The sequence below is a fragment of the Paenibacillus sp. UMB7766-LJ446 genome (genome assembly GCF_030226665.1).
Classification (GTDB): Bacteria; Bacillota; Bacilli; order Paenibacillales; family Paenibacillaceae; genus Paenibacillus; species Paenibacillus vandeheii.
The window spans coordinates 274,851-299,681 of record NZ_JASOYM010000003.1; the positions used below are offsets into that span (position 1 = coordinate 274,851).

At 49.6% G+C, this 24,831-nt stretch carries 22 protein-coding genes; 12 read left to right on the plus strand and 10 right to left on the minus strand.

Annotated elements, in window-relative coordinates; translation table 11 throughout:
- Positions 1-12 precede the first annotated feature (12 nt).
- Both gcvPA and gcvPB read left to right on the plus strand, forming a co-directional pair.
- Positions 13-1,413 carry an aminomethyl-transferring glycine dehydrogenase subunit GcvPA gene (gene gcvPA / locus QP794_RS09290; RefSeq protein ID WP_285075937.1) on the plus strand — a complete coding sequence of 467 codons (1,401 nt, stop codon included), beginning with the start codon at positions 13-15 and terminating at the stop codon, positions 1,411-1,413.
- A 27-nt stretch (positions 1,414-1,440) separates the two neighbouring features.
- Positions 1,441-3,018 carry an aminomethyl-transferring glycine dehydrogenase subunit GcvPB gene (gene gcvPB / locus QP794_RS09295; RefSeq protein ID WP_285075938.1) on the plus strand — a complete coding sequence of 526 codons (1,578 nt, stop codon included), beginning with the start codon at positions 1,441-1,443 and terminating at the stop codon, positions 3,016-3,018.
- 144 nt (positions 3,019-3,162) lie between these two features.
- Here the strand turns inward: gcvPB and cidR are convergent, their stop codons facing one another.
- Positions 3,163-4,047 carry a cidABC operon transcriptional activator CidR gene (cidR, locus tag QP794_RS09300; RefSeq protein ID WP_285076464.1) on the minus strand — a complete coding sequence of 295 codons (885 nt, stop codon included), beginning with the start codon at positions 4,045-4,047 and terminating at the stop codon, positions 3,163-3,165.
- Between the two features lie 165 nt (positions 4,048-4,212).
- Here cidR and QP794_RS09305 point away from each other — a divergent pair, with 165 nt between their 5' ends.
- From QP794_RS09305 to QP794_RS09315, 3 genes are all read left to right on the plus strand, one after another.
- Positions 4,213-4,584, plus strand: coding sequence for a CidA/LrgA family protein (locus tag QP794_RS09305; RefSeq protein ID WP_024629872.1), 372 nt, complete (start codon positions 4,213-4,215; stop codon positions 4,582-4,584).
- Entirely contained in the window at positions 4,581-5,261 is a 681-nt protein-coding gene (locus QP794_RS09310; RefSeq protein WP_285075939.1) for a CidB/LrgB family autolysis modulator, read from the plus strand. The genes QP794_RS09305 and QP794_RS09310 overlap by 4 nt, the downstream gene beginning before the upstream one ends.
- A gap of 105 nt (positions 5,262-5,366) precedes the next feature.
- Positions 5,367-5,885, plus strand: coding sequence for an AbrB/MazE/SpoVT family DNA-binding domain-containing protein (locus QP794_RS09315; protein ID WP_285075940.1), 519 nt, complete (start codon positions 5,367-5,369; stop codon positions 5,883-5,885).
- 234 nt (positions 5,886-6,119) lie between these two features.
- Here QP794_RS09315 and QP794_RS09320 read toward each other — a convergent pair whose 3' ends face one another.
- Positions 6,120-6,506 carry a DoxX family protein gene (locus tag QP794_RS09320; protein WP_024629867.1) on the minus strand — a complete coding sequence of 129 codons (387 nt, stop codon included), beginning with the start codon at positions 6,504-6,506 and terminating at the stop codon, positions 6,120-6,122.
- A 400-nt stretch (positions 6,507-6,906) separates the two neighbouring features.
- Between QP794_RS09320 and QP794_RS09325 the strand changes: the two genes are divergently transcribed.
- Positions 6,907-7,209, plus strand: a complete 303-nt coding sequence (locus tag QP794_RS09325; RefSeq protein ID WP_029880866.1) for a winged helix-turn-helix transcriptional regulator — start codon at positions 6,907-6,909, stop codon at positions 7,207-7,209.
- Between the two features lie 115 nt (positions 7,210-7,324).
- Here QP794_RS09325 and QP794_RS09330 read toward each other — a convergent pair whose 3' ends face one another.
- The 5 genes from QP794_RS09330 to QP794_RS09350 form a co-directional block, all read right to left on the minus strand.
- Positions 7,325-8,329, minus strand: coding sequence for a Gfo/Idh/MocA family protein (locus QP794_RS09330; protein ID WP_285075941.1), 1,005 nt, complete (start codon positions 8,327-8,329; stop codon positions 7,325-7,327).
- Between the two features lie 67 nt (positions 8,330-8,396).
- Positions 8,397-10,055, minus strand: coding sequence for a glycerol-3-phosphate dehydrogenase/oxidase (locus QP794_RS09335; protein WP_285075942.1), 1,659 nt, complete (start codon positions 10,053-10,055; stop codon positions 8,397-8,399).
- Positions 10,056-10,447: 392 nt separating this feature from the next.
- On the minus strand, positions 10,448-11,935 hold the full coding sequence (glpK, locus tag QP794_RS09340; protein ID WP_285075943.1) for a glycerol kinase GlpK: 1,488 nt from the start codon (positions 11,933-11,935) through the stop codon (positions 10,448-10,450).
- 23 nt (positions 11,936-11,958) lie between these two features.
- Positions 11,959-12,537: a glycerol-3-phosphate responsive antiterminator gene (locus tag QP794_RS09345; RefSeq protein WP_285075944.1), complete on the minus strand. Its 579-nt coding sequence runs from the start codon at positions 12,535-12,537 to the stop codon at positions 11,959-11,961.
- Between the two features lie 252 nt (positions 12,538-12,789).
- Complete coding sequence (locus QP794_RS09350; RefSeq protein ID WP_285075945.1) at positions 12,790-13,557, minus strand: GTP cyclohydrolase II; 768 nt, start codon at positions 13,555-13,557, stop codon at positions 12,790-12,792.
- A gap of 323 nt (positions 13,558-13,880) precedes the next feature.
- Between QP794_RS09350 and QP794_RS09355 the strand changes: the two genes are divergently transcribed.
- The 4 genes from QP794_RS09355 to gntK all read left to right on the plus strand — a co-directional run bounded on the left by QP794_RS09355 (position 13,881) and on the right by gntK (position 18,684).
- Entirely contained in the window at positions 13,881-15,155 is a 1,275-nt protein-coding gene (locus QP794_RS09355) for an ABC transporter substrate-binding protein (protein ID WP_285075946.1), read from the plus strand.
- A 129-nt stretch (positions 15,156-15,284) separates the two neighbouring features.
- The gene (locus tag QP794_RS09360; protein ID WP_053782902.1) at positions 15,285-16,151 is read left to right on the plus strand and encodes a carbohydrate ABC transporter permease; all 867 of its coding nucleotides are present in this window, start codon (positions 15,285-15,287) and stop codon (positions 16,149-16,151) included.
- Positions 16,152-16,172: 21 nt separating this feature from the next.
- On the plus strand, positions 16,173-17,000 hold the full coding sequence (locus QP794_RS09365; protein ID WP_285075947.1) for a carbohydrate ABC transporter permease: 828 nt from the start codon (positions 16,173-16,175) through the stop codon (positions 16,998-17,000).
- A gap of 133 nt (positions 17,001-17,133) precedes the next feature.
- Positions 17,134-18,684: a gluconokinase gene (gene gntK, locus QP794_RS09370; protein ID WP_285075948.1), complete on the plus strand. Its 1,551-nt coding sequence runs from the start codon at positions 17,134-17,136 to the stop codon at positions 18,682-18,684.
- A 122-nt stretch (positions 18,685-18,806) separates the two neighbouring features.
- On the opposite strand, the gene QP794_RS09375 is transcribed toward gntK, so the two are convergent.
- Entirely contained in the window at positions 18,807-19,196 is a 390-nt protein-coding gene (locus QP794_RS09375; protein ID WP_285075949.1) for a nuclear transport factor 2 family protein, read from the minus strand.
- 168 nt (positions 19,197-19,364) lie between these two features.
- Here QP794_RS09375 and QP794_RS09380 point away from each other — a divergent pair, with 168 nt between their 5' ends.
- Complete coding sequence (locus QP794_RS09380; RefSeq protein WP_285075950.1) at positions 19,365-19,673, plus strand: ArsR/SmtB family transcription factor; 309 nt, start codon at positions 19,365-19,367, stop codon at positions 19,671-19,673.
- A gap of 169 nt (positions 19,674-19,842) precedes the next feature.
- Positions 19,843-20,802 carry an MraY family glycosyltransferase gene (locus tag QP794_RS09385; RefSeq protein ID WP_053782675.1) on the plus strand — a complete coding sequence of 320 codons (960 nt, stop codon included), beginning with the start codon at positions 19,843-19,845 and terminating at the stop codon, positions 20,800-20,802.
- A gap of 202 nt (positions 20,803-21,004) precedes the next feature.
- On the opposite strand, the gene cydC is transcribed toward QP794_RS09385, so the two are convergent.
- Positions 21,005-22,954, minus strand: a complete 1,950-nt coding sequence (gene cydC, locus QP794_RS09390) for a thiol reductant ABC exporter subunit CydC (RefSeq protein ID WP_285075951.1) — start codon at positions 22,952-22,954, stop codon at positions 21,005-21,007.
- 1 nt (position 22,955) lies between these two features.
- Entirely contained in the window at positions 22,956-24,830 is a 1,875-nt protein-coding gene (gene cydD / locus QP794_RS09395; RefSeq protein WP_285075952.1) for a thiol reductant ABC exporter subunit CydD, read from the minus strand.
- Position 24,831 lies beyond the last annotated feature (1 nt).

Consider the following 24,831-nt stretch of genomic DNA (forward strand, 5'->3'; position numbering starts at 1 on the left):
GAGGCGTTAATTGTGGCTCACAACAAAACATATGCCCATCCCTATATTCCAAATACCGTTCCGGAGGTCCGGGACGCGATGCTGAAAGAAATAGGTCTCACGTCTATGGAGCAGCTCCATGACGCAATTCCTGACAGCCTGAAGCTGCAGCGGGAGATGGACCTTCCGCCAGCCATGAATGAGTATGAACTGCGCCGGCATATTGATGGACTGCTAGCGAAGAACAAGCACGGTGGAGATTATCTAAATTTTCTGGGGGCAGGATGCTGGCAGCATTTCATTCCGGCTGTATGCGACGAGATCAATCAGCGTTCTGAATTCGTGACAGCCTATGCTGGAGAACCTTACGAGGACCATGGTCGGTTCCAGGCCCTGTTCGAATATCAGAGCCTGCTTGCCGAACTCGTGGATATGGATGTTGTAAACGTTCCAACCTTCGACTGGGCTCAGGCTGCTTCCACTGCGATCCGTATGGCGGGACGTATTACAGGGCGCAAAATCGTTCTGCTCCCGCGTTCCGTAGATCCGGATAAAGCGGCAATTATTCGTAATTACTGCACTCCGGTCATGGATATCCAGTATGTTGACATCGATCAGGTGACAGGACGAATGGATCTGAATGATCTGCGTAGCAAATTAAGTGACGATACGGCAGCGATATATTTTGAAAATCCCGGTTACCTTGGAATCATTGAGGATCAGGGAGCTGAAATATCTGAGCTTGCTCATAAAATAAATGCGGTTTCTATTGTAGGTGTTGATCCCATTTCACTTGGAGTTCTGGAGCCTCCGGGCCGCTACGGGGCGGATATCATTTGCGGAGATTTGCAGCCGCTGGGTATGCATATGAACTTTGGCGGTGGGCAGGCTGGCTTTATCGCAACACGTGATGAGGAAAAATACGTAATGGAATACCCTTCGCGACTATTTGGCATCGTGCCAACCGAGGTGGAAGGCGAATATGGCTTCGGGGATGTTGCCTATGAACGTACCTCATTCGCTCTTCGGGAGAAAGGCAAGGAATCGGTAGGAACTCAGACCGCTTTATGGGGTATTACAGCAGGTGTATACCTAGCCCTCCTCGGTCCCGTTGGAATGCAGGAGGTTGGCAGCACTATTATCCAGAAATCGCATTACGCTGCGAAACAGATATCACGAATTCCAGGTGTGTCTCTTCGCTTCGAAAACGGCACCTTTTTCAAAGAGTTTGTTGTTGATTTTAATGATACAGGTCTAACCGTTGACGAGATCAACCAGAGATTAATGGAGACAGGGATTTTTGGAGGCAAGGATTTATCTTCATCCTACCCTGCGTGGGATCAATGTGCACTCTACTGCGTCACGGAAACGCACACCCAGTCGGATTTGGACCGACTTGTCGATGCTCTTCGTTCCATTGTCAGCACATCATAGTGATCATATAGAGGAGGACTGAACGCCATGAAACGGATTCGCAGAGACCATAAGGTTCGTAAGTTTCACCAAGCGAAATGGGATGAGCCCGTTATCTTTGAACTTCACCGACCAGGAGAGCGGGGCGTCATCCCCCCGGGGACGGAAGCCGCTGTAGCCGCTGAAGCAGGTAGCGCGGAAGACAGCATACCGGCGTCCATGTGGCGGCGCAATACGCCAGCTTTGCCAGAAATCGGTCAGGCCAAGGTACTGCGGCATTATCTGAGATTATCCCAGGAAACGCTGGGATCGGATATGAACGTGGAAATTGGCCAGGGAACCTGCACGATGAAATATATTCCCCGGATTAACGAAATGCTTATCCGCAATCCACGCATGACTGAGCTTCATCCGCTACAGAATGTGGATTCTGTTCAGGGCATGCTCGAAATATTCCATAATCTCGATCTGGCAATGCGAGAGATTTCTGGTATGGATGCATTCTCCTTTCAACCGAGCAGCGGAACCCAGGCACTTCTTGCTATGGCCTCCATCGTCCGCGCCTATCATGATTCGCGTGGTGAAGGGGAGCAGCGTGATGAGATCATTACAACCATCTTCTCTCATCCTTCTCAGGCCGCTACAGCTGCCGTCAAGGGATATAAGATTATTACGTTGCATCCAGACGAAGACGGATTCCCGGACCTTGAGGAGCTGAAGAACGTTGTCTCCGAACGGACAGCCGGATTCGTCGTGGCTAATCCAGAGGACACAGGCATCTATAACCATCGTATCCGCGAGTTTACAGATGTGGTGCACGAAGCTGGTGGTGTTTGCTACTATGATCAGGCTAACGCCAATGGCCTGCTCGGGATAACACGAGCGAAGGAAGCGGGTTTTGATATGTGCTTCTTCAATCTCCACAAAACCTTTGCTGCGCCCCATATGTGTGGTGGTCCTGCAACGGGCGCTCTCGGGGTGACGGACGCCTTGAAGAGTTTCATGCCTGGGCCATTGGTGGATAAGGAAGCGGGCGGACGGTATATCTTGAAAGATCAAACTGAAGTCAGCATCGGAAAGGTGCGCAGTTTTCACGGTGTAGCCCAAACCGTCCTCCGCTCCTACGCCTGGATTATGAGTCTCGGACCGGATGGTCTGAAGGATGTCGCCCAGGTTGCGGTGCTGAATAACAACTATTTATATCATAAAATTGTTCAAATACGCGGAGCGAGTGCCCCGTATGTTCAAGGACGTCGTTTAGAGCAGGTCCGTTACAGCTGGAAGCAGCTAACCGATGAGACCGGAGTGACGACCGAGGATATTACGCGGAGAATGTGCGACTTCGGCCTGCATTACTGGACCTCCCATCACCCATATATTGTTCCACAGCCTTTCACACTGGAGCCAACCGAATCCTATTCCAAGGAAGATCTCGACGAATATATCCATGCGCTGGAGCATATCTCGAATGAAGCCTATACACAGCCAGATATCGTCAAATCGGCTCCGCACAGCAGCACGGTGCACCGCAATGATGAATCATCTTTGGACGATCCGAAACAGTGGTGTATTACTTGGCGTGCATATTTGAAGAAAACACAACCCGAACTTCAGGAACAGCATTAGCTTGTACACAGCACGTACTCTTATTGTTCATATAGAGGAGCATTAATATTACCAGTTCTATAAATAGACAGAAAAAAGACCCTCAACACGTGTTGAGGGTCTTTTTAATATAGATTCCAAAGCTTTGAGTTAAGATCGGAATTCTTATTCACTCAGCATGGACTGTGTAAAACTGATCCACTCGCGGGTTGCGAAGGATAAGTATCGATCCCTCCGCCAGATCATGCCGAGCTGCCACGGAATTACGGGCTCCATCACGGGTATAATGCGCACACGCATATGATCCACCTCACGGCAGATTGTCTCTGGCAGCAACGCCACACCCAAATTGGCCGCTACCATCGCACTGAGCAGATCCCACTGGGAGCTCTCATACACTACCCGGGGTTGAAATCCCACATGCTGGCAGGCTGCAATAATCCGGTCATGCAGTGCAAAATCTTCTCGAAACAGCACAAACGCATCATGCTCCAGTTCGCGCAGAGCGACCGACTTTTTACCCGCAAGCGGGTGCGAAGGGTGTACGAGCAGATTCAGCTTCTCTTTTACAAAAACAAAATGATCCACCAGTTCATCCACTGTTGGCAGTACAGCAACACCAATATCCAGTGCACCGCTGATGACATCAGCCTCCACTTTTTTGGCACCATCCTCGAATAGCTGAATGGTTACCTGAGGGTAAGCTTTATGGAATTCACCAATAATCATCGGAAAAAAGCTGGACCCCACCATCGGTGGCAGACCAATTCGAAGATGCCCCTTCTTCAGATTCATCAGATCGTCCAGCTCGGACGACAGGCTGCGAAATGATTTTTCAATCTCCAGCGCCTGCCGGAAAAAGACATGCCCCGCATCCGTCAGCGCAACCTTCTTGCCATAACGATCCAACAGAGTTACGCCCAATTCATCTTCAAGGCTTTTGACCGTTTTGCTAATCGTCGGTTGTGTAATGAACAACACTTCGGCTGCTTTGGTGAAGCTTTGCTGCCGGGCAACTTCGAGAAAATATTGCAAATGGCGGATATCCATCGTCTGATCCCCATCCTTCATAGATAAATGGAATGGTAAACATTCTTAATATGCATTTTACTCATGAAAGAATGCGATGTAAAATTTGTGATATCAAACAATGTTTCCATTCATTTTCATAAACATTTCAAAATCATCACGTTAATTATACTAGGAGGGATTAAAGTGAAGAAATGGGGCCTTGGCATTTTACAAGTTGCACTCTTAATGGCCTTTTCACTGCTCATGGACCAGTTGGCCCGTGCTCTCCATCTACCTATACCCGGTTCCATACTTGGCATGGTCGTGCTGTTCATTTTGCTTCAGACCGGCGTCGTGAAGCTGCGTTGGATTGAAATTGGAGCTGCCTGGCTGCTCGGTGAGCTATTGCTGTTTTTTATCCCCTCAGCCGTCGGTATTATGAACTACATGCCCATGTTGGAGCAAGACGGACTGCAAATTCTGTTTATTGTACTGCTTAGCACATTTTTGGTCATGGCCTGTACGGGACTTGTTGCCACCCGAATCGCCAAACGAAAGGAGCGTCACACCGGATGATTGGATTTCTCTGTCTCTTGTTAACCGTCGGTATATATTGGGTCGCCAAACGCATGTATCGTAATCTGCCCAAAGTTTATCTCTCTCCGCTGCTGATTACGCCGCTGCTTGTCGTTGGCGTGCTGCTCGCAACAGGTACGGATTACGCAAGCTACAGCAGTGGCGGCAAATGGCTAAGTCTTCTGCTTCAACCGGCTACGGTGGCTTTTGCCATACCGCTTTATACGTTTTTCCATGTACTCAAAAAACATATTTCCGAGATCGTCTTCAGTGTTATGACAGGCTCTGTGGTGGCGGTCCTCTCTTCTGCCCTGCTCGCCAAATGGCTGCGCCTGGATTCCGGACTCATTCATAGTCTGATCCCGAGATCGATTACGACTCCAATTGCAATGAACGTATCGGCTACGATTGGCGGCATTCCGGCTATTACAGCGGTTTTTGTCATCATGACTGGTCTGCTGGGGGCAATTATGGGGCCATCCATTGTGAAAATGCTGCGTATTGATGGCGAGATCGCACGTGGAACGCTGTTTGGAACCGGTGCCCACGGAACAGGCACATCCAAGGCATTTGAGCTCAGTTCGCTGACGGGAACGATCTCCAGCATCTCCATGGTGCTGGCTGCGTTGTTCACTTTAGCAGTTGCACCTATACTTTCTAAACTTATTTTCCCATAATAGCTGGAAACATCCCTTTTATTTGAAATATTATTGTTGTATTAAAGCCCTTTCTTCCTTACAATAAGGACAGGTTTTAATTGAGAATATTGCGGGGGAGATGCGATGAAAAGAACCGGAATGAAGAGATCTCTGGACCGCCTTGGACGAATTGTCCTTCCCAAAGAAATGCGGGATACGATGGAAATCCATATCGGCGATCCGCTTGAATTTTTCATTGAAGGGAAAGAGTTGATTTTGAGAAAGTACAAATCAACGTTGTGTGTGTTTTGCGGTGATGTGGATACGGAAATGTATTTCAAAGAGCAATTCATCTGCCGGACTTGTGCAATTCAATTAAAACACCCGGATGACACTCCCGAATGGTTCGTTCCTCAGAACAAACAGGCTCCTGCACCCGTGGAGCGTCCTGCTACTGAATCCGCCACAGTCTCGTCTCCCGTATTGGAAGAAGGGGCTGGAGCTGCCAACCAAGAGTACCCGGACCTGCGGCCGAAAACGGCACGAATGTTGCAACAGATGAAGGAAATTGTTGAACAGAATCCCGGTTTGGCTCAACAGCAAATTGCGGAAAAGCTTGGCATCAGCCAAGGACGCGTCTCCCAATTAAAAAAATTACTATAAGAAAAACGTCTTTCGAGTGACTTTTTTGATTATTTATAATCAGGAGATCTTCCGAACGAAGGAAGTCCTACTGCAAGAGAACCCTTTGATCACTGTGGGTTCTTCTTTTTTTTATATTCATACACGGCTGAGCTATTAGACACTATAGCGCTTCTGGTGGAACGAAAAAAGATGACTATCGCTGCATCACAATGGTCATCTCTTTCAATATCTGTACTCCACAGAGTTCTGCCCTTAGACCTGCACGAGATCCATATCCAATTCTTCTGCTTCCAGTTTACGCATGCCCATAATCAGTACGACAATGTTAGCAACCAATAGCACCGCCGGGAAAGGAACAGCTGTATATTGTCCATAAATCAGATGACTTCCCACAGCCCCAATCAGAATGAACGTCAGTACTCCTGAAGCCAGAAGACGAGTACGTGGAATCAACAGACCCACCGCACTGAGCAGTTCTACTGCACCAATGAGATACATTGTCCATGTAGGATAGGAGAACCCTTCGAAAGTCTGTATCATCATCTCTGCTCCACTAACCTTGTTAAACCCTGCCATCACGAACACACCTGCAAGCACAACCAACGCAATATATCCCAGAATTCTTAAGCCTTTGTTCATATGTATAATCCTCCTGAAAATGAATATCCATATCCATCTGTTGTATAAAAAGCAATCTATGTAAAAGTTACAACGTAACTCTATTTTTAAAAATAGCCGTTTTGCACTGCGAAATTAGTATGTGCTGATATTATGCATATTAATAATCATTAACTTACTTTTATGAAGTGAGTATATAATAATAACATTATTTATTCAAGTAATTTTTTGACGAATAGTGTATAATACATACAAAAGGTATGTTACAGTACAATTTGTAGTAACAGGTTGACTTCATTGTCCCTTACTTTGGTCAGAGCGGCAGAAAGCCACGCACTTTTATATATACGAAAAAAACCTTAATACTTGAATCGAGGTGAACACGTTGAAGCTGAGAAAAGTAAAATCGCCAAGTCCCTGTATGATTACTCAAGCCATGGATATCATTGGTAAGAAGTGGGTGCTGCTTATCATGTACCAACTGTTATCCGGACCCAAACGATTCACTGAGCTGGAAGCAGAAATGGCGATTAGCGGTCGCTTGTTGTCCGAACGTCTGAAGGAAATGGAAATGGAAGGTATCGTAACCCGGCATATGTACCCTGAAATTCCGCCCCGCGTAGAGTATGAATTGACGCCCAAAGGCAGAGCCATTGAACCTGTCATTAATCAGATATACAACTGGTCCTCCGACTGGTTGAAACAGCAGCAGTCTACTAAGTAGCTACATTCTGATTCATGCTCAACACAAAGACGCCTGAATTGAACTGATCTTCGGATCAGTCCCGATTCAGGCGTCTTTGTCATGGATTTATAGTTCTTGTTACGTCATACAAGGATTAATGAGAGGGATGTTTGGAGTGCTGAAGCTGTACCGGCAAACCCGAATCTGCCGAAACCAATGCCGCCGTTGTAATCTCTTGTGTGCGACAGGCATCTGCATAATCGGACAAAATCCGTGAGCGATCCCCGGTACGAAGGGCGTGAATAAACGCTTCATTTTCCCGCTCATACGGGTTATGTCCTGCTGGAATCTCCAGACCTGCCATCGCATGAGAGGCAGCACTTGGCAGAAGAAGACGTTCAGGCGTCCAATCCCAGACTCCGGCATCCGTGTAGAACTGGAGCCCTGCGCCGCCCTCACCGTCTGGCAGCAGGCAAGTGTTGGCAATGCTTGCGATGGCCCCACTCTCCAGCTTAAGCGTTACATTCGCTACATCAGCTACCGTGACATGTTCATGCTTCTCATGCATGCTGCGCTGGGCCGCAACTGCGTATACCTCTGTTACTTCGCCAGCACAGTACCGCAGCAGATCCACGATATGAGTCGTCTGTTCCACAAACTGTCCCCCGGAGCCTTCCTGACGACGCCACCAGGCGACTCCTGGCATTCCGCCCATCCAGCGCCCAAGCGCCATACCGACGGTCTGCTCCTTCATCGCTTGTTGCAGCACCTGTGCAGCCTCCTGATAACGGAAATGATAACCTACAGACGTCAACAATCGGGACTTCTGTACCTGGTCCAGCACCTGACGGGGAATATCCATGCCTGTACTTAGCGGTTTCTCTACCAGGAACGGGATACCCCGACGAATCAATTCGGTTTCAATCGTTCCGTGAGACATCGGAGGAACACAGATATAGACTGCATCCAGCTTCTCACCATCTAACATATGTTCAAGTTCACCGTAGCCAACAGCATCATAGACGGAAGCCATGGCCTCCGCCTTCTCCAGCGCTGTTCCACAAACAGCTGCTACACGAACGCCTTCCATTCGTGCCAGAATATCCGCATGTACCTTGCTGAACCAACCTGTTCCAATGATTCCGATCTGTAAAGTCATAGATGTAATCCCCTCTCCTGTTACACACTTACATGTTCCATTCGACCCCCGGATGCGAATTCCTGCATTAAATTTGGCCCGATGCCTCCAAGAGCAACTGATCCAGCTCCTGCGTATACCATGTTACTTGCTCCTCAAGCCAATCCATGCGTTCAGCCATATACTGAATTACCGCTGCTTTATTCTGACGCACTTCGTCAATGCGAAAAAACAGGTCCCCGGTACGTCTCACAAAAAAGTCTGCCGGTGTTACAGACATCTCCTCGTCGATCGCATAACTCAGCATCAGCAGCAGCTCCTGAGGCAGACCATGCAGCTCGGCCTTAGCCCGCGGTTCAGGCATCCGCTCGTACAGTGCATCCACATTAGACCCATATACTCGGGCTAATCGCTCCGCAGCAGATCGATCAAGTCCAAGTGCGACGCCGTCCTTAATCTTGCGTTCAGCATACGCACCAAAGTTAGCAGAACCTCCGACATCTCCCCCTGAGATTGGCATTTCTTTCGTTATACATGGCCCAACGGATCTTCCTATCTCCTGCTCCAACTGGCGGGCAGCCAGATCAACTACCACCTCGGCCATTTTGCGATACCCTGTTAATTTGCCCCCGGCAATCGTAATTAACCCCGAAGGGGCTACCCAGACTTCGTCCTTGCGTGAAATTTCAGAAGGCCCCTTGCCTTCTTCATGAATCAGCGGACGCACACCCGCCCAGCCGGACTCCACATCCTCAGCACGAATCCGTACGTCTGGGAACATCCCGTTGACGGCATCGATGACATAATCCCGATCTGCCTGGGAGATTAACGGGTGTGCGGGATCCTCTTCAAACACGGTATCTGTGGTTCCTACATAGGTTTTACCCTCCCGCGGGACAGCAAAGACCATTCGTCCATCCGGTGTATCAAAATATACAGCCTGCCTTAACGGGAAACGTGTGCCGTCGAATATCAGATGAATTCCTTTCGTCATCTGCAATGTTTTTCCTTGACGGGACCCATCGATCTTGCGCAGCTCATCCACCCATGGACCGGAGGCATTAATCACTTTGGTTGCCCGCAGATCATATGATTGACCGCTAATCTGATCCACCGCCTGAATGCCTGTAACCACCCCATTCTCCTTCAGGAATGCGGCTGCCTTTACATAGTTGACGGCCTGAACGCCGCGCCGTACCGCTTCCTTCATTACTTCAATGGTAAGCCGGGCATCGTCCGTCCGGTACTCCACATAGCGTCCACCACCGAGCAGCCCATCCCTGCGCAGCAAAGGCTCATTGTCCAAGACAGCTCCGGCATTTAACATTTGACGTCGTTCACTACGCTTAACTCCAGCGAGACGGTCATACACCATCAGGCCAATGGATGTGCTGAAGCGGCCAAAAGTACCTGCCGTATAGATGGGAAGCAGCATCGGTTCGGGTGTCGTCACATGCGGCCCATTCTCGTACACCACTGCTCGCTCCCGTCCCACCTCAGCAACCATCTTCACTTCAAGCTGCTTCAGATACCGTAGACCGCCATGCACCAGCTTGGTGGATCGACTTGAAGTTCCTGCCGCAAAATCCTGCATTTCCACCAGTGCTGTCTTCAATCCACGGGATGCTGCATCCAGTGCAATACCGGCACCCGTGATTCCTCCGCCAATAATCAATATGTCAAAATGTGCATTCGCCATACGATCCAAATATTCGGTACGTTTTTCTGCCGAGAACGATGCTGTCATCCCGATTCCTCCCATTCCTTACCTTTGTTTTACTCACAAAAGCACAAAAAAAAGACCACGTCATTCGCTGCAGCAATTGCTGAGCGGTACGTGGTCTCTCCCGATCTCCAGACATCATTTTTTAACTTGTGAGTTAATCCTATCACACATTTCCGGCGGCGTGAAGGCCTGAAATGACACATTATTCAAAAAAATTTCAAAAAGTCGTTCTGCCTGCGGAGGGATTTTCAAGCTGATCCATTAATCATTTATTTTCCCTTAAAGTGGATAGTTGTTTTCTCTTCTCCAGGAAAATAAACCCTGTAAGTTATGCATCATTTTCCACCAATAAATATCATTTATTGTATAAGTTTAACGAAAAAGTACAAATGCCCATTTCACGTATTCTCTACTCATTTGAAAACCATCGCTGCCTTCACGGCACGTTGCCACCCTGCATACAGTTCTGATCGCTCTTCTTCAGCCATAACCGGATGGAAGACACGTTCCGTATTCTCGTGATCCATCAATTCATCCGCGCTATTCCAATATCCAACTGCAAGTCCTGCCAAATAAGCCGCACCTAATGCCGTCGTTTCGTTCACAGTGGGACGCTCAACAGGGATATTCAGAATGTCACTCTGGAATTGCATCAGAAAATCATTGGCCGCCGCTCCCCCATCCACGCGCAAGGCATTGACTGAAATACCTGAATCGGATTCCATGGCCGCCAATACATCCTTGGTTTGGTACGCCAGTGCTTCCAGCGTTGCACGGATAAAATGTTCTTTGGTCGTTCCTCGCGTCAAGCCAAATACCGCTCCCTTAACCTCACTGTCCCAATAAGGGCTTCCCAGACCGACAAATGCTGGCACCATATAAACGCCGTCTGTAGAGGGTACGCGTGCCGCATAGTCCTCACTATCTTTGGAGGAACGAAGCATCCTTAAACCGTCACGCAGCCACTGTACCGCCGAACCGGCAACAAAAATGCTGCCTTCCAATGCATACTCGATTTTGCCATTCATTCCCCAGGCAATGGTTGTGATCAGCCCGTGATCGGACTGCACCGGCTGATCTCCGGTATTCATGAGCATAAAACATCCGGTGCCGTACGTATTTTTCATGCTCCCCTTTGTGTAACAGCCTTGACCGAATAAGGCCGACTGCTGATCTCCTGCTGCTCCGGCAATCGGAATCCGATGACCGAAGAAGTGGTAGTCAACCGTATGTGCATACACCTCGGATGAACCGCGCACCTCCGGCAGCATTGCTCTGGGAATGTCCAGAATCTGCAGCAATTCGTCATCCCATTGCAGATCATAGATGTTGTACATTAAGGTTCGGGAAGCATTGGATACATCAGTGACATGTGTACCGCCGCTCAGCTTCCAGATTAGCCAGCTATCGATCGTACCAAATAGAAGCTCACCCTTCTCTGCACGCTCCCGGGCACCAGGCACATGATCCAGAATCCACTTTACCTTGGTTCCCGAGAAATAAGGGTCAATGAGCAGTCCCGTTTTGCGATGAAAAAGATCACCCAGTCCCTTCGCCTTCAACTCATCACAAATTCCAGCCGTTTGTCTGGACTGCCAAACTACAGCATTATAGATGGGTCGGCCCGTCTCTTTGTCCCATACCACAACCGTTTCCCGCTGGTTCGTAATGCCGATGCCGGCAATCTGAACCGGCTTGATTCCACTTTCGGCCAGACATGAAGCCATCACTGCCAGAATGGAGCTCCAGATTTCATTGGCGTTCTGCTCCACCCATCCCGGCTTGGGAAAGTATTGCGGAAATTCCTGCTGTGCAATATGCACGATCTCCCCGCTTCGGTTAAACAGAATAGCCCGGGAACTCGTCGTCCCCTGATCAAGGGCCAATATATATTTTTCCATACAGACAACCTCCTGTTGTGGGATTACTGCTTATATTCTGTATGCGATTTCTTGTAGTGCCGAATTAGGTCCACGTTGGAAGTGGTTACTGCGGTAGCTCCGGCTTCCAAAGCCAGTTCAACCTCTTCCGGTGAGCGGATCAACCCGCCTGCAATGATGGGGATACCTGTCCGTATGGATACTTCTGCAATAATATGCGGAATAACACCAGGCAGTACTTCAATATAATCCGGCTGGGTCTTGGACAGCAAAAGATAACTTTTCTCCAGCGCATTGGTATCCAGCAAAAAAATGCGCTGAATGGCTGTAATCCCTTTCTGCTTTGCCTTCTGAATTACACTGGCTCGTGTTGAGATGAGTCCTGCCGGGCGAATATGCTGGCATAAATACTCTGCGGCATATTCATCGTTCTTCAGCCCCTGCACCAGATCGGCATGAAGTAATATTTTCTTGTCACGCCGCCGCGCTTCCTCCATCACACTGTGAAGCTGCGCGATGTGTGTATCTAGCACAACCCCATAGGTGTAAGGGCCTTCAATCATTACTTCGAACTGCTTCATACTCTTGGCAGCCGGTAACACATACTGTCCCTCAAATGGCACCCTCGTTCCTCCCGCATAAATCAGATGCCTATATTGTATAGTTCACATGGTGGAACGGCAAGGGAAGTCAGGGTCGAAAGAACATTTCTTGACGTAAGACTGGGCCGCTTCGTTGTCCAAACTCAAAAAAGCTGTTCATGTACACCCCGGAAGGAGCATACACGAACAGCTTAAATTGTCCTGTCTATTGAACAGTAGGACAAATCGACTTCATAAAAAAATTATGCAGAATGATAAATCAGGATCATCCTTTTAAGCCTGGGCATGCGGAAGCAAGGTTTCTTCTCCAGCCCAGCCATCCTTCTCTGCCAAGTGGCCGGAACGGCTCACTTTGGTCTGCAAATATTTTTCGTTGAAGGCCGAACGATCTCCCCACAGTGGAACACGTCCACCCACATTCAATCCCGCTTCCTGCAAAGCAGCGAGCTTCCGTGGATTGTTGGTGATCAATGTAACGGGAGCTGAACGCAATGCACGCAATACGGAAATGGCATCATCATAATTACGCGCATCATCCGTGAATCCAAGTTGCAGGTTCGCATCAACTGTATCCAAACCTTCCTCTTGCAGCAGGTATGCCATCGCTTTGCTGAACAGTCCGATACCGCGGCCCTCATGGTTCGCCAAGTAGAACAGCGCGCCTGCTCCGTGGGCAGCAATCATCTTCATCGATTGCTCCAGCTGGAAGCCGCAATCACAGCGTTTGCTGCCAAAAATGTCGCCTGTATGACAGATGCTGTGCATCCGAATCAGCGCTTCCTGTGCTTCGGCAAAGTCACCGTATACCAATACACTGGATTGCTGGCGTTCAGCCAGTTCGGCAGTAGCGAGCGATTCAATCAGCTCACCGCTTTCCATGGCCTTCTCCGATTTCATCCAGCTGTACCACTGGAAGGTACGTGTCTCTCCATCAAGATTCACCGGGAGCTTAATCGGACCCACGAGGTATATAAATTCTTTTCCACTCGGAAAAGTCTGGATTTTGGGGGCAAGCAGTTGAATAATATGTGAATTAATCATTAGTAAGTTCCTCCTGTTAAGCCATCTTTGGTTAGGAATGGATTCGCATTTTGACGGAAAATGGATCACTGAACGGCATACCGTACGCATCTATATTATTGTCATCATCATTAGTTACTTTATGTAAGCAAGTTTAAAATAAAAATTATGTTGTGTCAAGTAACTTTTGTTTTTAAAGTAACTAATAAATTCATGATACGTAACCGACACAAATTTGTGTTTCATTTCAGGAATATTGGGTATGAGTTTATAAACTGCTCATACACTTATGTTGTAGTCCATCGCACTTCATGCCTCGAACTTAACGATGAGGGGGTTATCACATGATCCGCCGGAAAAGAACATGCTGGACAGCCATTCTGCTAGTCTGTGTCATGCTGGTGAGCGGATGCTCCATCTGGCCGGGACAGAACGATTCAGCGAGCAACAAAAAGGTAGCGCTTACATTATGGTACTGGAACCGTTCCATCGATGATAAGCTGATTGCCAAGGCCAAGGAAAAGTTCCCCAATATTGAACTGACCGCCCAGAAAATCGGCGGTGATTTCAAGGCAAAACTCAAAACGACACTCGCTGCGCGCTCCGGTGAGCCCGACATTGTCGCATTGAACGATTGGATCATGGAGCTCTTTCCCAGCGAGGACCGTTTCTATAATCTGTATGATCTCGGCGCAGGTGACGTCGAAGACCAATATCTGGATTGGAAATGGAAGCAAGGTGTTACGCCAGACGGGCAGATGATCGGCTTCCCCATGGATACGGGACCTACAGCTCTCTTCTACCGTGCAGATCTGTTTAAGGAGGCCGGATTGCCTTCCGAGCCTGAAGAAGTGGCTCGTCAGATCAACAATTGGGATGCCTATTCTGCTGCCGGAGAACAGATTAAGGAGAAGTTCGGAGGAAAGGTATTTCTAACCGATAATATTGGAACCGTTTACAATCAAGTATTGTCGCAAGGAACCGAACGGTATTTCCGTCCGGACGGCTCGTTTATCGGCATGGATTCACCACTCGTCAAGCAGAGCTGGGATACCGCCGTATCCTTCAAACAAAAAGGGCTGCTCGCCAATGCAGACGGCTGGACCCCAGGCTGGAATGCAGCGATGAATAATGGTGAGATTGCTTCCTTTGTGGGAGCGGTCTGGATGAAGCAGGTATTGCAGGAAGCCGCACCGGATACATCGGGCAAGTGGCGAGTCACTCGCGCTCCTGGGGGAGACGGCAATAACGGCGGGTCATTTCTGTCCATTTTGAAGTCGAGCAAACATCCAAAAGAAGCGTTCGAAGTCATCCAGTGGCTGCAAAGCCCGGAAAACCAGCTTGAACAGTATACAACGTTGAACCTGTTTCCATCGGCACCGGGTGTATTTGATACACCGGCGATGAAAGAAGAAGAGCCCTTCTTCGGCGGACAGGCGACAGGGCCTGTATTTGCCGAATCGGCACAGCATGTGCCAGAAGCGTTCTTTGGCGAACGATACCCTTCGGTACACAACATCATAACTCGGCGGCTGAATGATATTGCGAAGCAAAATGCCAACCCGGAGCAGGTCTGGCCCGATACGGTCCACCGTGTTGAGCGGGAGTTACAGCGTTAATTCAGACACTCTTACGAGATGGCAATCTGCAAAGGAGGAATTCATATGGCTGTAACGGAACCTCGCCTCACCCCAGATCCCGGAAAGGTACATCCAGATTTGGATCGGCAGAAATCACTCTTGTCCCGGATGTGGGAACATCGTGCACTCTATGTGGCGATCTCCCCGTTTTACATTCTGTTTGCCGTATTTGGACTGTTTCCTATCGGATTCTCCTTATATCTGGCCTTCCACAAATGGGATGGCATTGGCGTAATGACCTATAACGGACTAAACAACTTTAAATATATGCTGACTGATGCAGAATTCTGGCAAGCGGTGGGCAACACGTTCATGATCTGGATTTACTCCACCATTCCTATGCTGTTCTTTGCCCTAATTGTGGCATTCTTGCTGCATGCACCTTTTGTAAAATTCCGCACCCTGTTTCGCGTGGGCTATTTCCTACCAAACGTGACGTCCATCGTGGCCGTCGCCATTATCTTCGGTGCCCTTTTTGCCAACAACTACGGGTTTCTCAACTACCTGTTACAGTCCGTCGGACTTCCCGTAGTGGAATGGCTTAATGCACCATGGGGCATTAAGGTAGCGATCTCCTCCATGGTTGTCTGGCGCTGGACGGGATACAACGCAGTCATCTATCTGGCCGGACTTCAGAGCATCCCCCAGACATTGTACGAGGCTGCCAAGATTGACGGCGCATCCGGGATACAGTCCTTTTTCCGCATTACAATTCCGATGCTGCGTCCCGTCATTCTGTTCACCGTCATCACATCGACAATCGGCGGCATGCAGCTATTCACCGAACCACAAATTCTCGTGGGCAACGATGGCGGCGCAGGTGCAGCCGGGATGACCATTGTATTGTACCTTTACCGCGAATCGTTCATTAACAATTACTTTGGCTATGGTGCTGCGGTTGGCTGGGGCATGTTCCTCATCATCGCCCTGTTCTCGATCGTGAACTGGAAGCTCGTTCAAGGCAAGTCATCCTGATGTGACAAGGGGGGAGCGCTCATGACGTCCAAATCTCTCAAATCGCTGGTGTTGTATACCGGTCTTATCGGGGGCATGCTCATTTCCATGTTCCCGTTCTATTGGCTGATTGTAATGTCGACCCGGACGACGTCCGATATTTACAAGTTCCCACCTCAGCTCTGGTTCGGAGGTGAACTGTGGAACAATGTTAGTCGGGTGCTACAGCAGATTGACTTCTGGGGCGCATTCATGAATACGTTGTTTGTGGCGGGCTTGGTGACGATACTGGTGCTGTTTTTTGATTCATTGGCGGGGTTTGCGTTTGCGAAGTTTGAGTTTCCGGGTAAAAAATGGCTCTTCGTCCTGCTGCTCGCCACCATGATGGTGCCTTCCCAGCTGTCGCTGGTGCCTTCCTTCGTGCTTATGGCGACGTTCGGTTGGGTCGGTTCCTTCAAAGCCCTTATTATCCCGGGCATGGTTAACGCCTTCGGCATCTTCTGGATTCGCCAGTATGCCACGGAGTCCATACCGAATGACCTGCTGGATGCCGGACGAATCGATGGCTGTAATTTCTTCCGGCTCTATTGGAACGTGGCATTGCCCATTCTGCGGCCTGCCTTTGCCTTCCTTGGGGCGTTCACGTTTATTGGCGTATGGAATGATTATCTCTGGCCCCTGATTGTCTTGACGGATGCGCGAAAGTATACACTGCAGATTGCGTTGTCTCAATTGAATGGACTGTACAATACGGATTATGCGATGGTTATCGCGGGTACACTGTTGGCTGTTATTCCGCTGATCGTGATGTTCCTGTTCATCAGCCGCCAGTTTATCTCCGATATTGCCGCAGGGGCGGTGAAGGACTAGGGACAGCCGCATTTTGATCCATCCCTTAAGTCTGATATTCTTATCTATAGATAAATAACAGATGCCATATAAGTTGGATGAATAGACAGCAGCATTCATTTAACTTATATATTCAAGAAAGAGGGATGACAAAATGGCTTCTTCACCCTATATGATCGGCGTAGATATCGGCACCACTTCCACGAAGGCCGTCCTGTTTGAAGAGAACGGAACCATCGTGGCTCAAGGCGGTGCCGATTACCCGCTGTATACCCCTACTCCTGCGATTGCAGAGCAGGATGCGGAAGATATTTTCAAAGCCGTCGTCGAATCGGTTAAACAGGCGACCTCCAAGGCGGGCATCAAACCGGATGAAATTCTGTTTGTCTCGTTCAGTTCAGCCATGCACAGCATTCTGCCTGTCGATGAACATGGCAAACCGCTGATGAGGGCGATGACATGGGCAGACAATCGCAGTGCCGAGTGGACGGAAGCACTCAAAACCGAAATGAACGGTCACGAAATTTATTTGAGAACAGGCACACCGATTCATCCGATGTCACCCCTGACCAAAATCATGTGGTTGACCCGAGATCAACCGGAACTGTCCAAACAGACGCACAAGTTCATTTCAATGAAAGAATACGTATTTTATAAGCTATTTTCCGAATATGTGATTGACCATTCCATGGCCTCCGCCACTGGATTAATGAATCTCGAAAAGCTCGACTGGGACGAGGAAGCACTACATGTCGCAGGCATCACTCCGAATCACCTGTCCCGCCTTGTGCCGACGACTCATCTGCTCAAGAAAGGCTTAAATCCCGAATATGCCAAGGAGATGGGTATTGCGGATACGACGCCATTTGTCATCGGAGCAAGTGACGGCGTGCTCTCCAATCTGGGCGTAAACGCCATTGATCCAGGCGTCGTAGCCGTTACCATCGGGACCAGCGGAGCGATTCGTACCGTTGTGGACAAGCCGGTCACCGATCCGAAAGGACGCTTCTTCTGTTATGCGCTCACCGAGGATGCGTGGGTGATTGGAGGTCCAGTGAATAATGGCGGGGTTATATTCCGCTGGATTCGGGATGAGTTTGCAGCATCCGAGGTAGAGACCGCGAAACGCCTTGGGATTGATCCATATGAGGTATTGACCCGTGTTGCCGAAAATGTACCGCCAGGCTCAGAAGGCCTGTTGTTCCATCCATACATGACGGGTGAGCGGGCCCCACTCTGGAACCCTAATGCTCGCGGCTCGTTCTTCGGCCTGACGCTGCATCACAAGAAGGAGCACATGATCCGCGCTGCTCTGGAAGGTGTCTTGTTTAATCTGTACACCGTCATGTTAGCGATTGAAGAAAAAATCGGTCGTCCGAAAAAGATCCAGGCCACAGGCGGCTTCGCCCGCTCTGAGCTATGGCGCCAGATGATGGCTGATATTTTCGATCAGGATGTCATCATTCCCGAAAGTATCGAGAGCTCCTGCCTCGGGGCAGCCGTACTGGGGCTTTATGCCCTTGGCCGCATCGATTCCCTCAGTGCCGTCTCAGGCATGATTGGATCGACCCATCGGCATCAGCCAGACCCGGATAGCGTTCGCGTCTATCGCGAGCTGCTCCCGATCTTCATCCGCATCTCCCGTAAGTTTGAAGAGGAGTATGCTGATATCGCTGCTTTTCAGAACAAAACGATGCAGAAGTGAGCTGCTGGAAATTGAAACGAATGAATCAAGATTACACTTATCACTACAGGAATTAAGGAAAAAGAACAGGTGTCCTCTGAACATTTAGAGGGCACCTGTTGTTCTATAATTAGATATAAGCATTACTGGTTATATTTACTGAATGCATCCTTATCGGACTGCACATTTTCCAAATATACAATCTGCCCCGCCTCATCCACACGAGCAATATCGATGCCTGTTTTGGCATATACGGTACCATCTGCCGCTTGCCCACATACGGCCCAGTTCGTCTGGTAGCTGCCGTCCGGTTGAAGCTCCCAACGATCCCACATGTGTTTCACATCGCTATTGTATTCGTAAAATGCCTTCATAAAACCATCGAAACCTGTTCTGCTGGTGCCGTTCAGCACAATCTCTGCATCCGGTGTAAACAGGGATAACAGATCCTGCATTGCACGTTCGTCCGTACGGGAAGCGTCAAATAAACGGAAATAGTTGTTTAACATTGTCGTTGTGCTTGTTGTGCTCATTTATAGTCCTCCTAAAAGTATACAATCCGCTTTTGCATTATATAGTTCGAAAAATTTCAAACTAACAACTGAGATGAAATGTATCACACTTTCCATTCCCAGAACAACCCTCAGTTCGAAAAAAATCTAACATTGAAAGAGATTGTCGAATATGCTACCGTCATAGATATGAAAACTCCAACGATACCTATGGCTTCGGAATTGAATCTGACCACGGTCTGCAACGCACTCGGTGATCCGGTACGGATGAAAATTGCACACTGTCTGGCCAGCTCTGGCGAGAAAAACTGCTCCGCCTTCGAAGTAGACCATATTTCCAAATCAACGTTGTCTCATCACATTAAAATCCTGCGTGAAGCAGGCCTTATCCAGCCTCGCATTGAAGGCAAACAACATTTTTACTCTTTGCGTAAGGACGATTTGAACACCCGTTTTCCCGGTCTTGTTGAACTGATTCTGAATAGTAACGAGGAATGATACCACAATTGCTATCTTCGGCTCCTATCTGCCACAGAGACTCTAAGCTAAATTTGGCTCTCGTACAAGTTTGAATCAAGCTTAGGTTACAATAATGACATCGACAGATTTCCTGTTTAGCTCGTATAATAGGGGGAAATTGCTAGATAGGAGTGAATCAAGCGAATTTATGGTATACATACTGGCTTTTATGCTGTCTTTTGCTGTCGTGGTTCTGCTTATTCCGCCGCTTGGTCGACTGGCACATCGGCTCGATTTTGTGGACAAGCCCCGGCAAGACGTGGAGCGCAAGCTGCACAGGCAGCCCATTCCACTGACGGCGAGTTACGCGATATTTACTGGATTCTTCCTGACATACATTGTTCTGACGAAAGAAATTTCATGGGAAACGGCGGCCTTGGTCGCTGGCGGTATGCTGCTGTTAACGATTGGCACAGTCGATGACTGGTACAAAACCAAAGGCAAAGACTTCCCTGCCCTGCCCAAGATGATTATTCAGGTCTCGGCGGCCGTGCTCGTATTTGCTTCCGGCATTGCATTCACGGGATTCGTGAATCCCTTCAACTCCGAATACATCATGCTCCCGATCTGGCTGCAATTCATTCTGACGATCCTGTGGATCTTCGGTGTGACGACAGTCATTAACTTCACGGATGGCATGGATGGGCTGGCAGGCGGTTTGTCCGCTATCTCGGCCATTACATTGTTCATCGTTGCAATGACCAAAGGACAAACGGATTCTGCCCTCATGGCCATTACGCTGGTTGGTGTAACCCTTGGTTATCTGAAATATAACAAAGCTCCCGCTAAGGTGTTCATGGGAGATGCAGGGGCTACGTTTCTCGGCTTTATCCTGGCGGTAATCGCCCTGGACGGTGCATTCAAACAAGCGACCATGCTGTCCATTTTCATCCCGATTTTGGCACTCGGCGTGCCGATCTTCGACAATATTTTCGTGGTCATCAAACGTTTCATCCAAGGCAAAGCCATCTATCAGGCAGATGCGAGTCAAGCACATTATCGCTTGCTGCGTGCTGGTCTGAATCACAAACAGGTAGTTGGGGTCCTGTATCTCATCAGCACCTGCCTTTGCCTCTCGTCCATTATTTTGATGCTGGTGGAGATGTAAATGTTAGAAACAAACGTTACAACATAAGGTTGCAAACAAAAGAGACGAGCCCCTGATTCTGTGGCTCGTCTCTTACTATGTCACTAACGAAGCGAATTAACCTTCTAACGGAGTAGCTATCTTGTCGTGCACAAACCTCTGTCTACGCACTCTACCCTATCAGATACCCGCCCCTGTCTTCACCTGGGCGTTATATTCGCTCTTATCTTGAGGCTACAGATGACAGTGGAACCGCAGGTTTCTGTCCATCTACCCATCCCGGTCGATCGAGTTCGATCAGACGGCGGTAGCGCTCTTCCCGAGCCAGCAATTGTTCGTGAGAACCCTGCATGGTAATCTGTCCATTTTCCATAAAAATAACTTCATCCATCCGTTCCGCTCCCATCAGGTGATGGGTGACCCAGATCATCGTTTTGCCCTGCATGCTGTCCAGAATGGTTCGCATGAGCGCTCGTTCCGTCACAGGATCAAGGCCTACGGTCGGTTCATCGAAAATAACGACAGGCGTTTCGCGAAGCAGTACCCGGGCCAGCGCAATCCGCTGTCTTTCTCCACCTGAGAAACGAAGACCGGTCTCCAGCATCGGAGTATCGTACCCCTGCGGTAAAGATTCAATGAGATCGGATAGACCTACTTGCGCGGCCACTCGCTGGATCTCCTCGTCTGTTGCATGCGGACGGCCAATTCGCAAGTTGTTGGCTACCGTCGTATCAAATAAATGTGGGCTTTGATTCAGCACCGCAATGACATCCGGTACATTCTCGCCTAGCGTTTGTACCGGAAGATCATTGATTAACACGTTCCCGGCGGATGGAAGCAACGCGCCCTGAATCAGCTTCAGAAGGGTCGACTTCCCTCCGCCACTTCGACCGAGAATAGCCAAGCGTTTGCCCTGAGGAAGATGAAGAGATACATCCTGCACCGCAATAGGGGCATCTGCCGTATAACGATAACTCACCCGATCGATCTGAATATCAGCTCGCAGCCTGGGCGGAATACGCAAGCGAATACGTCGATCCGATACACTCTCCGTGTGCTCCAGAGAACCCGGCTGCTGTCCAGCTACCGAATTGCTGCCTGATACACCTGAGGTCATATCCTCTTTCACTCTGGCTGCTGCATTCACTTCTTCAATTCCAGACTGTTCTGGCGTATGCTCTTCACCTTCCAAGTGCTGCAATCGTTCCAGCGATTCACGATACTGCGGGATATGCTCTACGGCATCGCCTACGGGCAGCAATGCTTCCGTGAGTGGAAACAGCACCAACACAAATGCAGCAATCATGACCGCAGGCAGCTGCCCGGCAGAAGCCGAACTTCCCGCCCATAACGTCACGGATACGACCATTAATCCAATCACGCACTGAGCTAACAGATCACGCCAGCGCGTCCATTGCCGTAATCGGAGCTGAATAATATCTGCCTGTCCTTCTGCCTCTCCCTGCCGACGTACAAATTCAGCGGCTCGTCCACTCGCTACCCAATCCCCAAGGCCAAGCACACCATCTGTCAGCCGAGTGTACAATTTAGCATTCTCCCGCTTCAGTCGCACCCGCAATTTCCACGTCACACGGAGTGAGATGTCAGGCAGCACGGCCACCAGAAAAAGCATATATAAACCCATCCACAGTGCAAACCCCAGATCAACGCTGCCAAAAGCTACAACAGCTCCACCGTACATCACGAGCGCCGTAACCGCCGGAAACACCGTACGCAGGTAAATATCCTGCAGTCGTTCCACGTCCTCTGCGAGAGCACCAAGTACGTCTCCTGTCTGCATGCGGGAGCGCAGAAACAGTGCTTGCGGCTCCAAAATCCGATACAGCTTCACGCGCTGATCCGCAAGCACACGCAAAACGGCATCATGTCCGGCCAGACGTTCGACATACCGGAATACGGCACGGAAAATCCCAAATGCACGAACACCCACAATCGGTACATATACCATCAAAATATTTTCAGGACGGAGCGCTGACTTGGAGATCAGAAACCCGGAGGTGAAGAGCAGCATGACAGCACATAGCGTAGCGCATAACCCCAGCGCAATGACTGCCACCAATCTCCAGCGGTACTGTGCCACGTACGGAGTGATCCAACTATTCTTTTCGCTCCCGCTATGGGCTGTTTCTGTCTGCTCGTATCCGGCTTTCATCTCATACCGCCTCCATCTGGGCCTGAATCATCTGGTAATATACGCCTTGTCGTGCCAACAATTCCTCATGTGTTCCTGTCTCTGCAACCGTGCCGCCATCCATTACGATTATCCTGTCCATATGGGGCATCCAGTGCAGTCGATGTGTTGCCAGAAACACCAGCTTGCCCTCAAACAGCGGCAGCATCGTCTGTTTCAGTTCATACTCGGTCTCCACATCCAGATGAGCGGTCGGCTCATCCAGTAGGAGAATCGGGCGCGCACTAAGCAGGGCTCTCGCCAAAGCCACCCGCTGTTCCTGCCCGCCGCTGAGCTGCCTTCCCCCGGCCCCAATCAGCTCCTGCAACCCATTCGGCAATGAGGAAGCAAGCTTATGCAAACCAGCTGCGTGAATGGCTTCTGCCACCTCCGCATCCGAAGCTTCCGGCATATAGAATCGAATGTTATCCGCCAGACTGCCACTGAAAATGTATGGATGCTGCGGGATAGCAGCCGTTTGTTTGCGCCAATCCTCCATCATCTCTGGAGATAAGGGCTGGCCGTTGTATAAGATTTGGCCTGAAGTAAGTGGCTGGAAGCCTGCCAATACATCAATCAAGGTTGATTTCCCTGCTCCGCTGGCTCCAATAATGCCTACTTTGCCAAGACCGGAAACCTGAAATGTAACATCATTCAGCGAGCATGGCCCATCTTCCTCATGCCGCACCTGTACGTTGGTGAGCGCTACTCTACAAGTCGCCTCCCAGAACGGTTTGGATGAGGAAGGAGCGACGCCGCTCCGAGCACTTACCTCACGCAAAACCACCCGTATGGTGGATGGAGGCACATCGCTTAGGCCAGAAAAAGGCTCAGGCAAAGAGGATTTCCCGTTCTTTTCTGACACATCATGCAGAACAGCACTCGTGTATTCTTCCTTTTGCTTACGTTCGGCCAATTTCCCTCGTTCAATCATCTGACTGATCGCTTCCCCGGCCTCTTTGCCATCCAATGTGGCGTGGTAATCTGCCCCTACCATTCGTACAGGCAGGAAGTATTCGGGTGCGAGAATAAGTACAGTCAGCGCCGGCCCAAGGAGCATATGCCCTTCCGTCAGCCGCAGCCCCAACCCAACCGCCACCGAAGCCACCGACAGCATGGTGAAGAAATCGAGTGCGAAAGAGGACAGAAAAGCCATGCGCAGGGTAGACATCGTAGCCTTACGATAACGCTGGCTGACCCGAATAATTGTCTCTCCATGTCTGCCGCTCTGTCCCAGTGTTTTCAGTGTCTCCAATCCACGCAGCGTATCCACAAAATGGTTCGCCAGCGCTTTGTAGGACTTGAACTGTCCATCCATCTTCCGCTGTGCAGCCAAACCCACCAGAATCATAAACACGATCAGGATGGGCAGCGTCAGCGTCAAAATCACCCCGGACATCATATCCAGCTTGAAGACGTACAACAGAATAACGATTGGCGTGAATCCCATCCCCAGCATTCGAGGAATAAACAGTTCCAGATACGTCTTATACTGGGCTGTTCCTTCGCGCGCCAGCGTTACCAGGTGCCCTGTTCCCTCCGTTTTGGCAAAACGCGGCCCCAGCCGAAACCACTGCTGCACCATCTGCTGGCGCAGATCGTTTCCTGTCTTCTCCGCATATCGCGAAGCGATGAGCTGCAACCAGAAAGAGATGGCATAGCGGGCGGCAAAAGCGGCCAGGAACCACAGCAGCACTGGGTACTGCTCCGTTACGGTTGAACCTTCAAATAATGCCGTGATGGCCTGTGCCAGCCATTTGGCCTGCATAATAATCGTCATCGCCTGCAACAGCACCAGCATTGAGGCCAACGCGAGTACCGGCCGGATACCCGGCAGCTTCAGCAGCCCCCGTCCCATC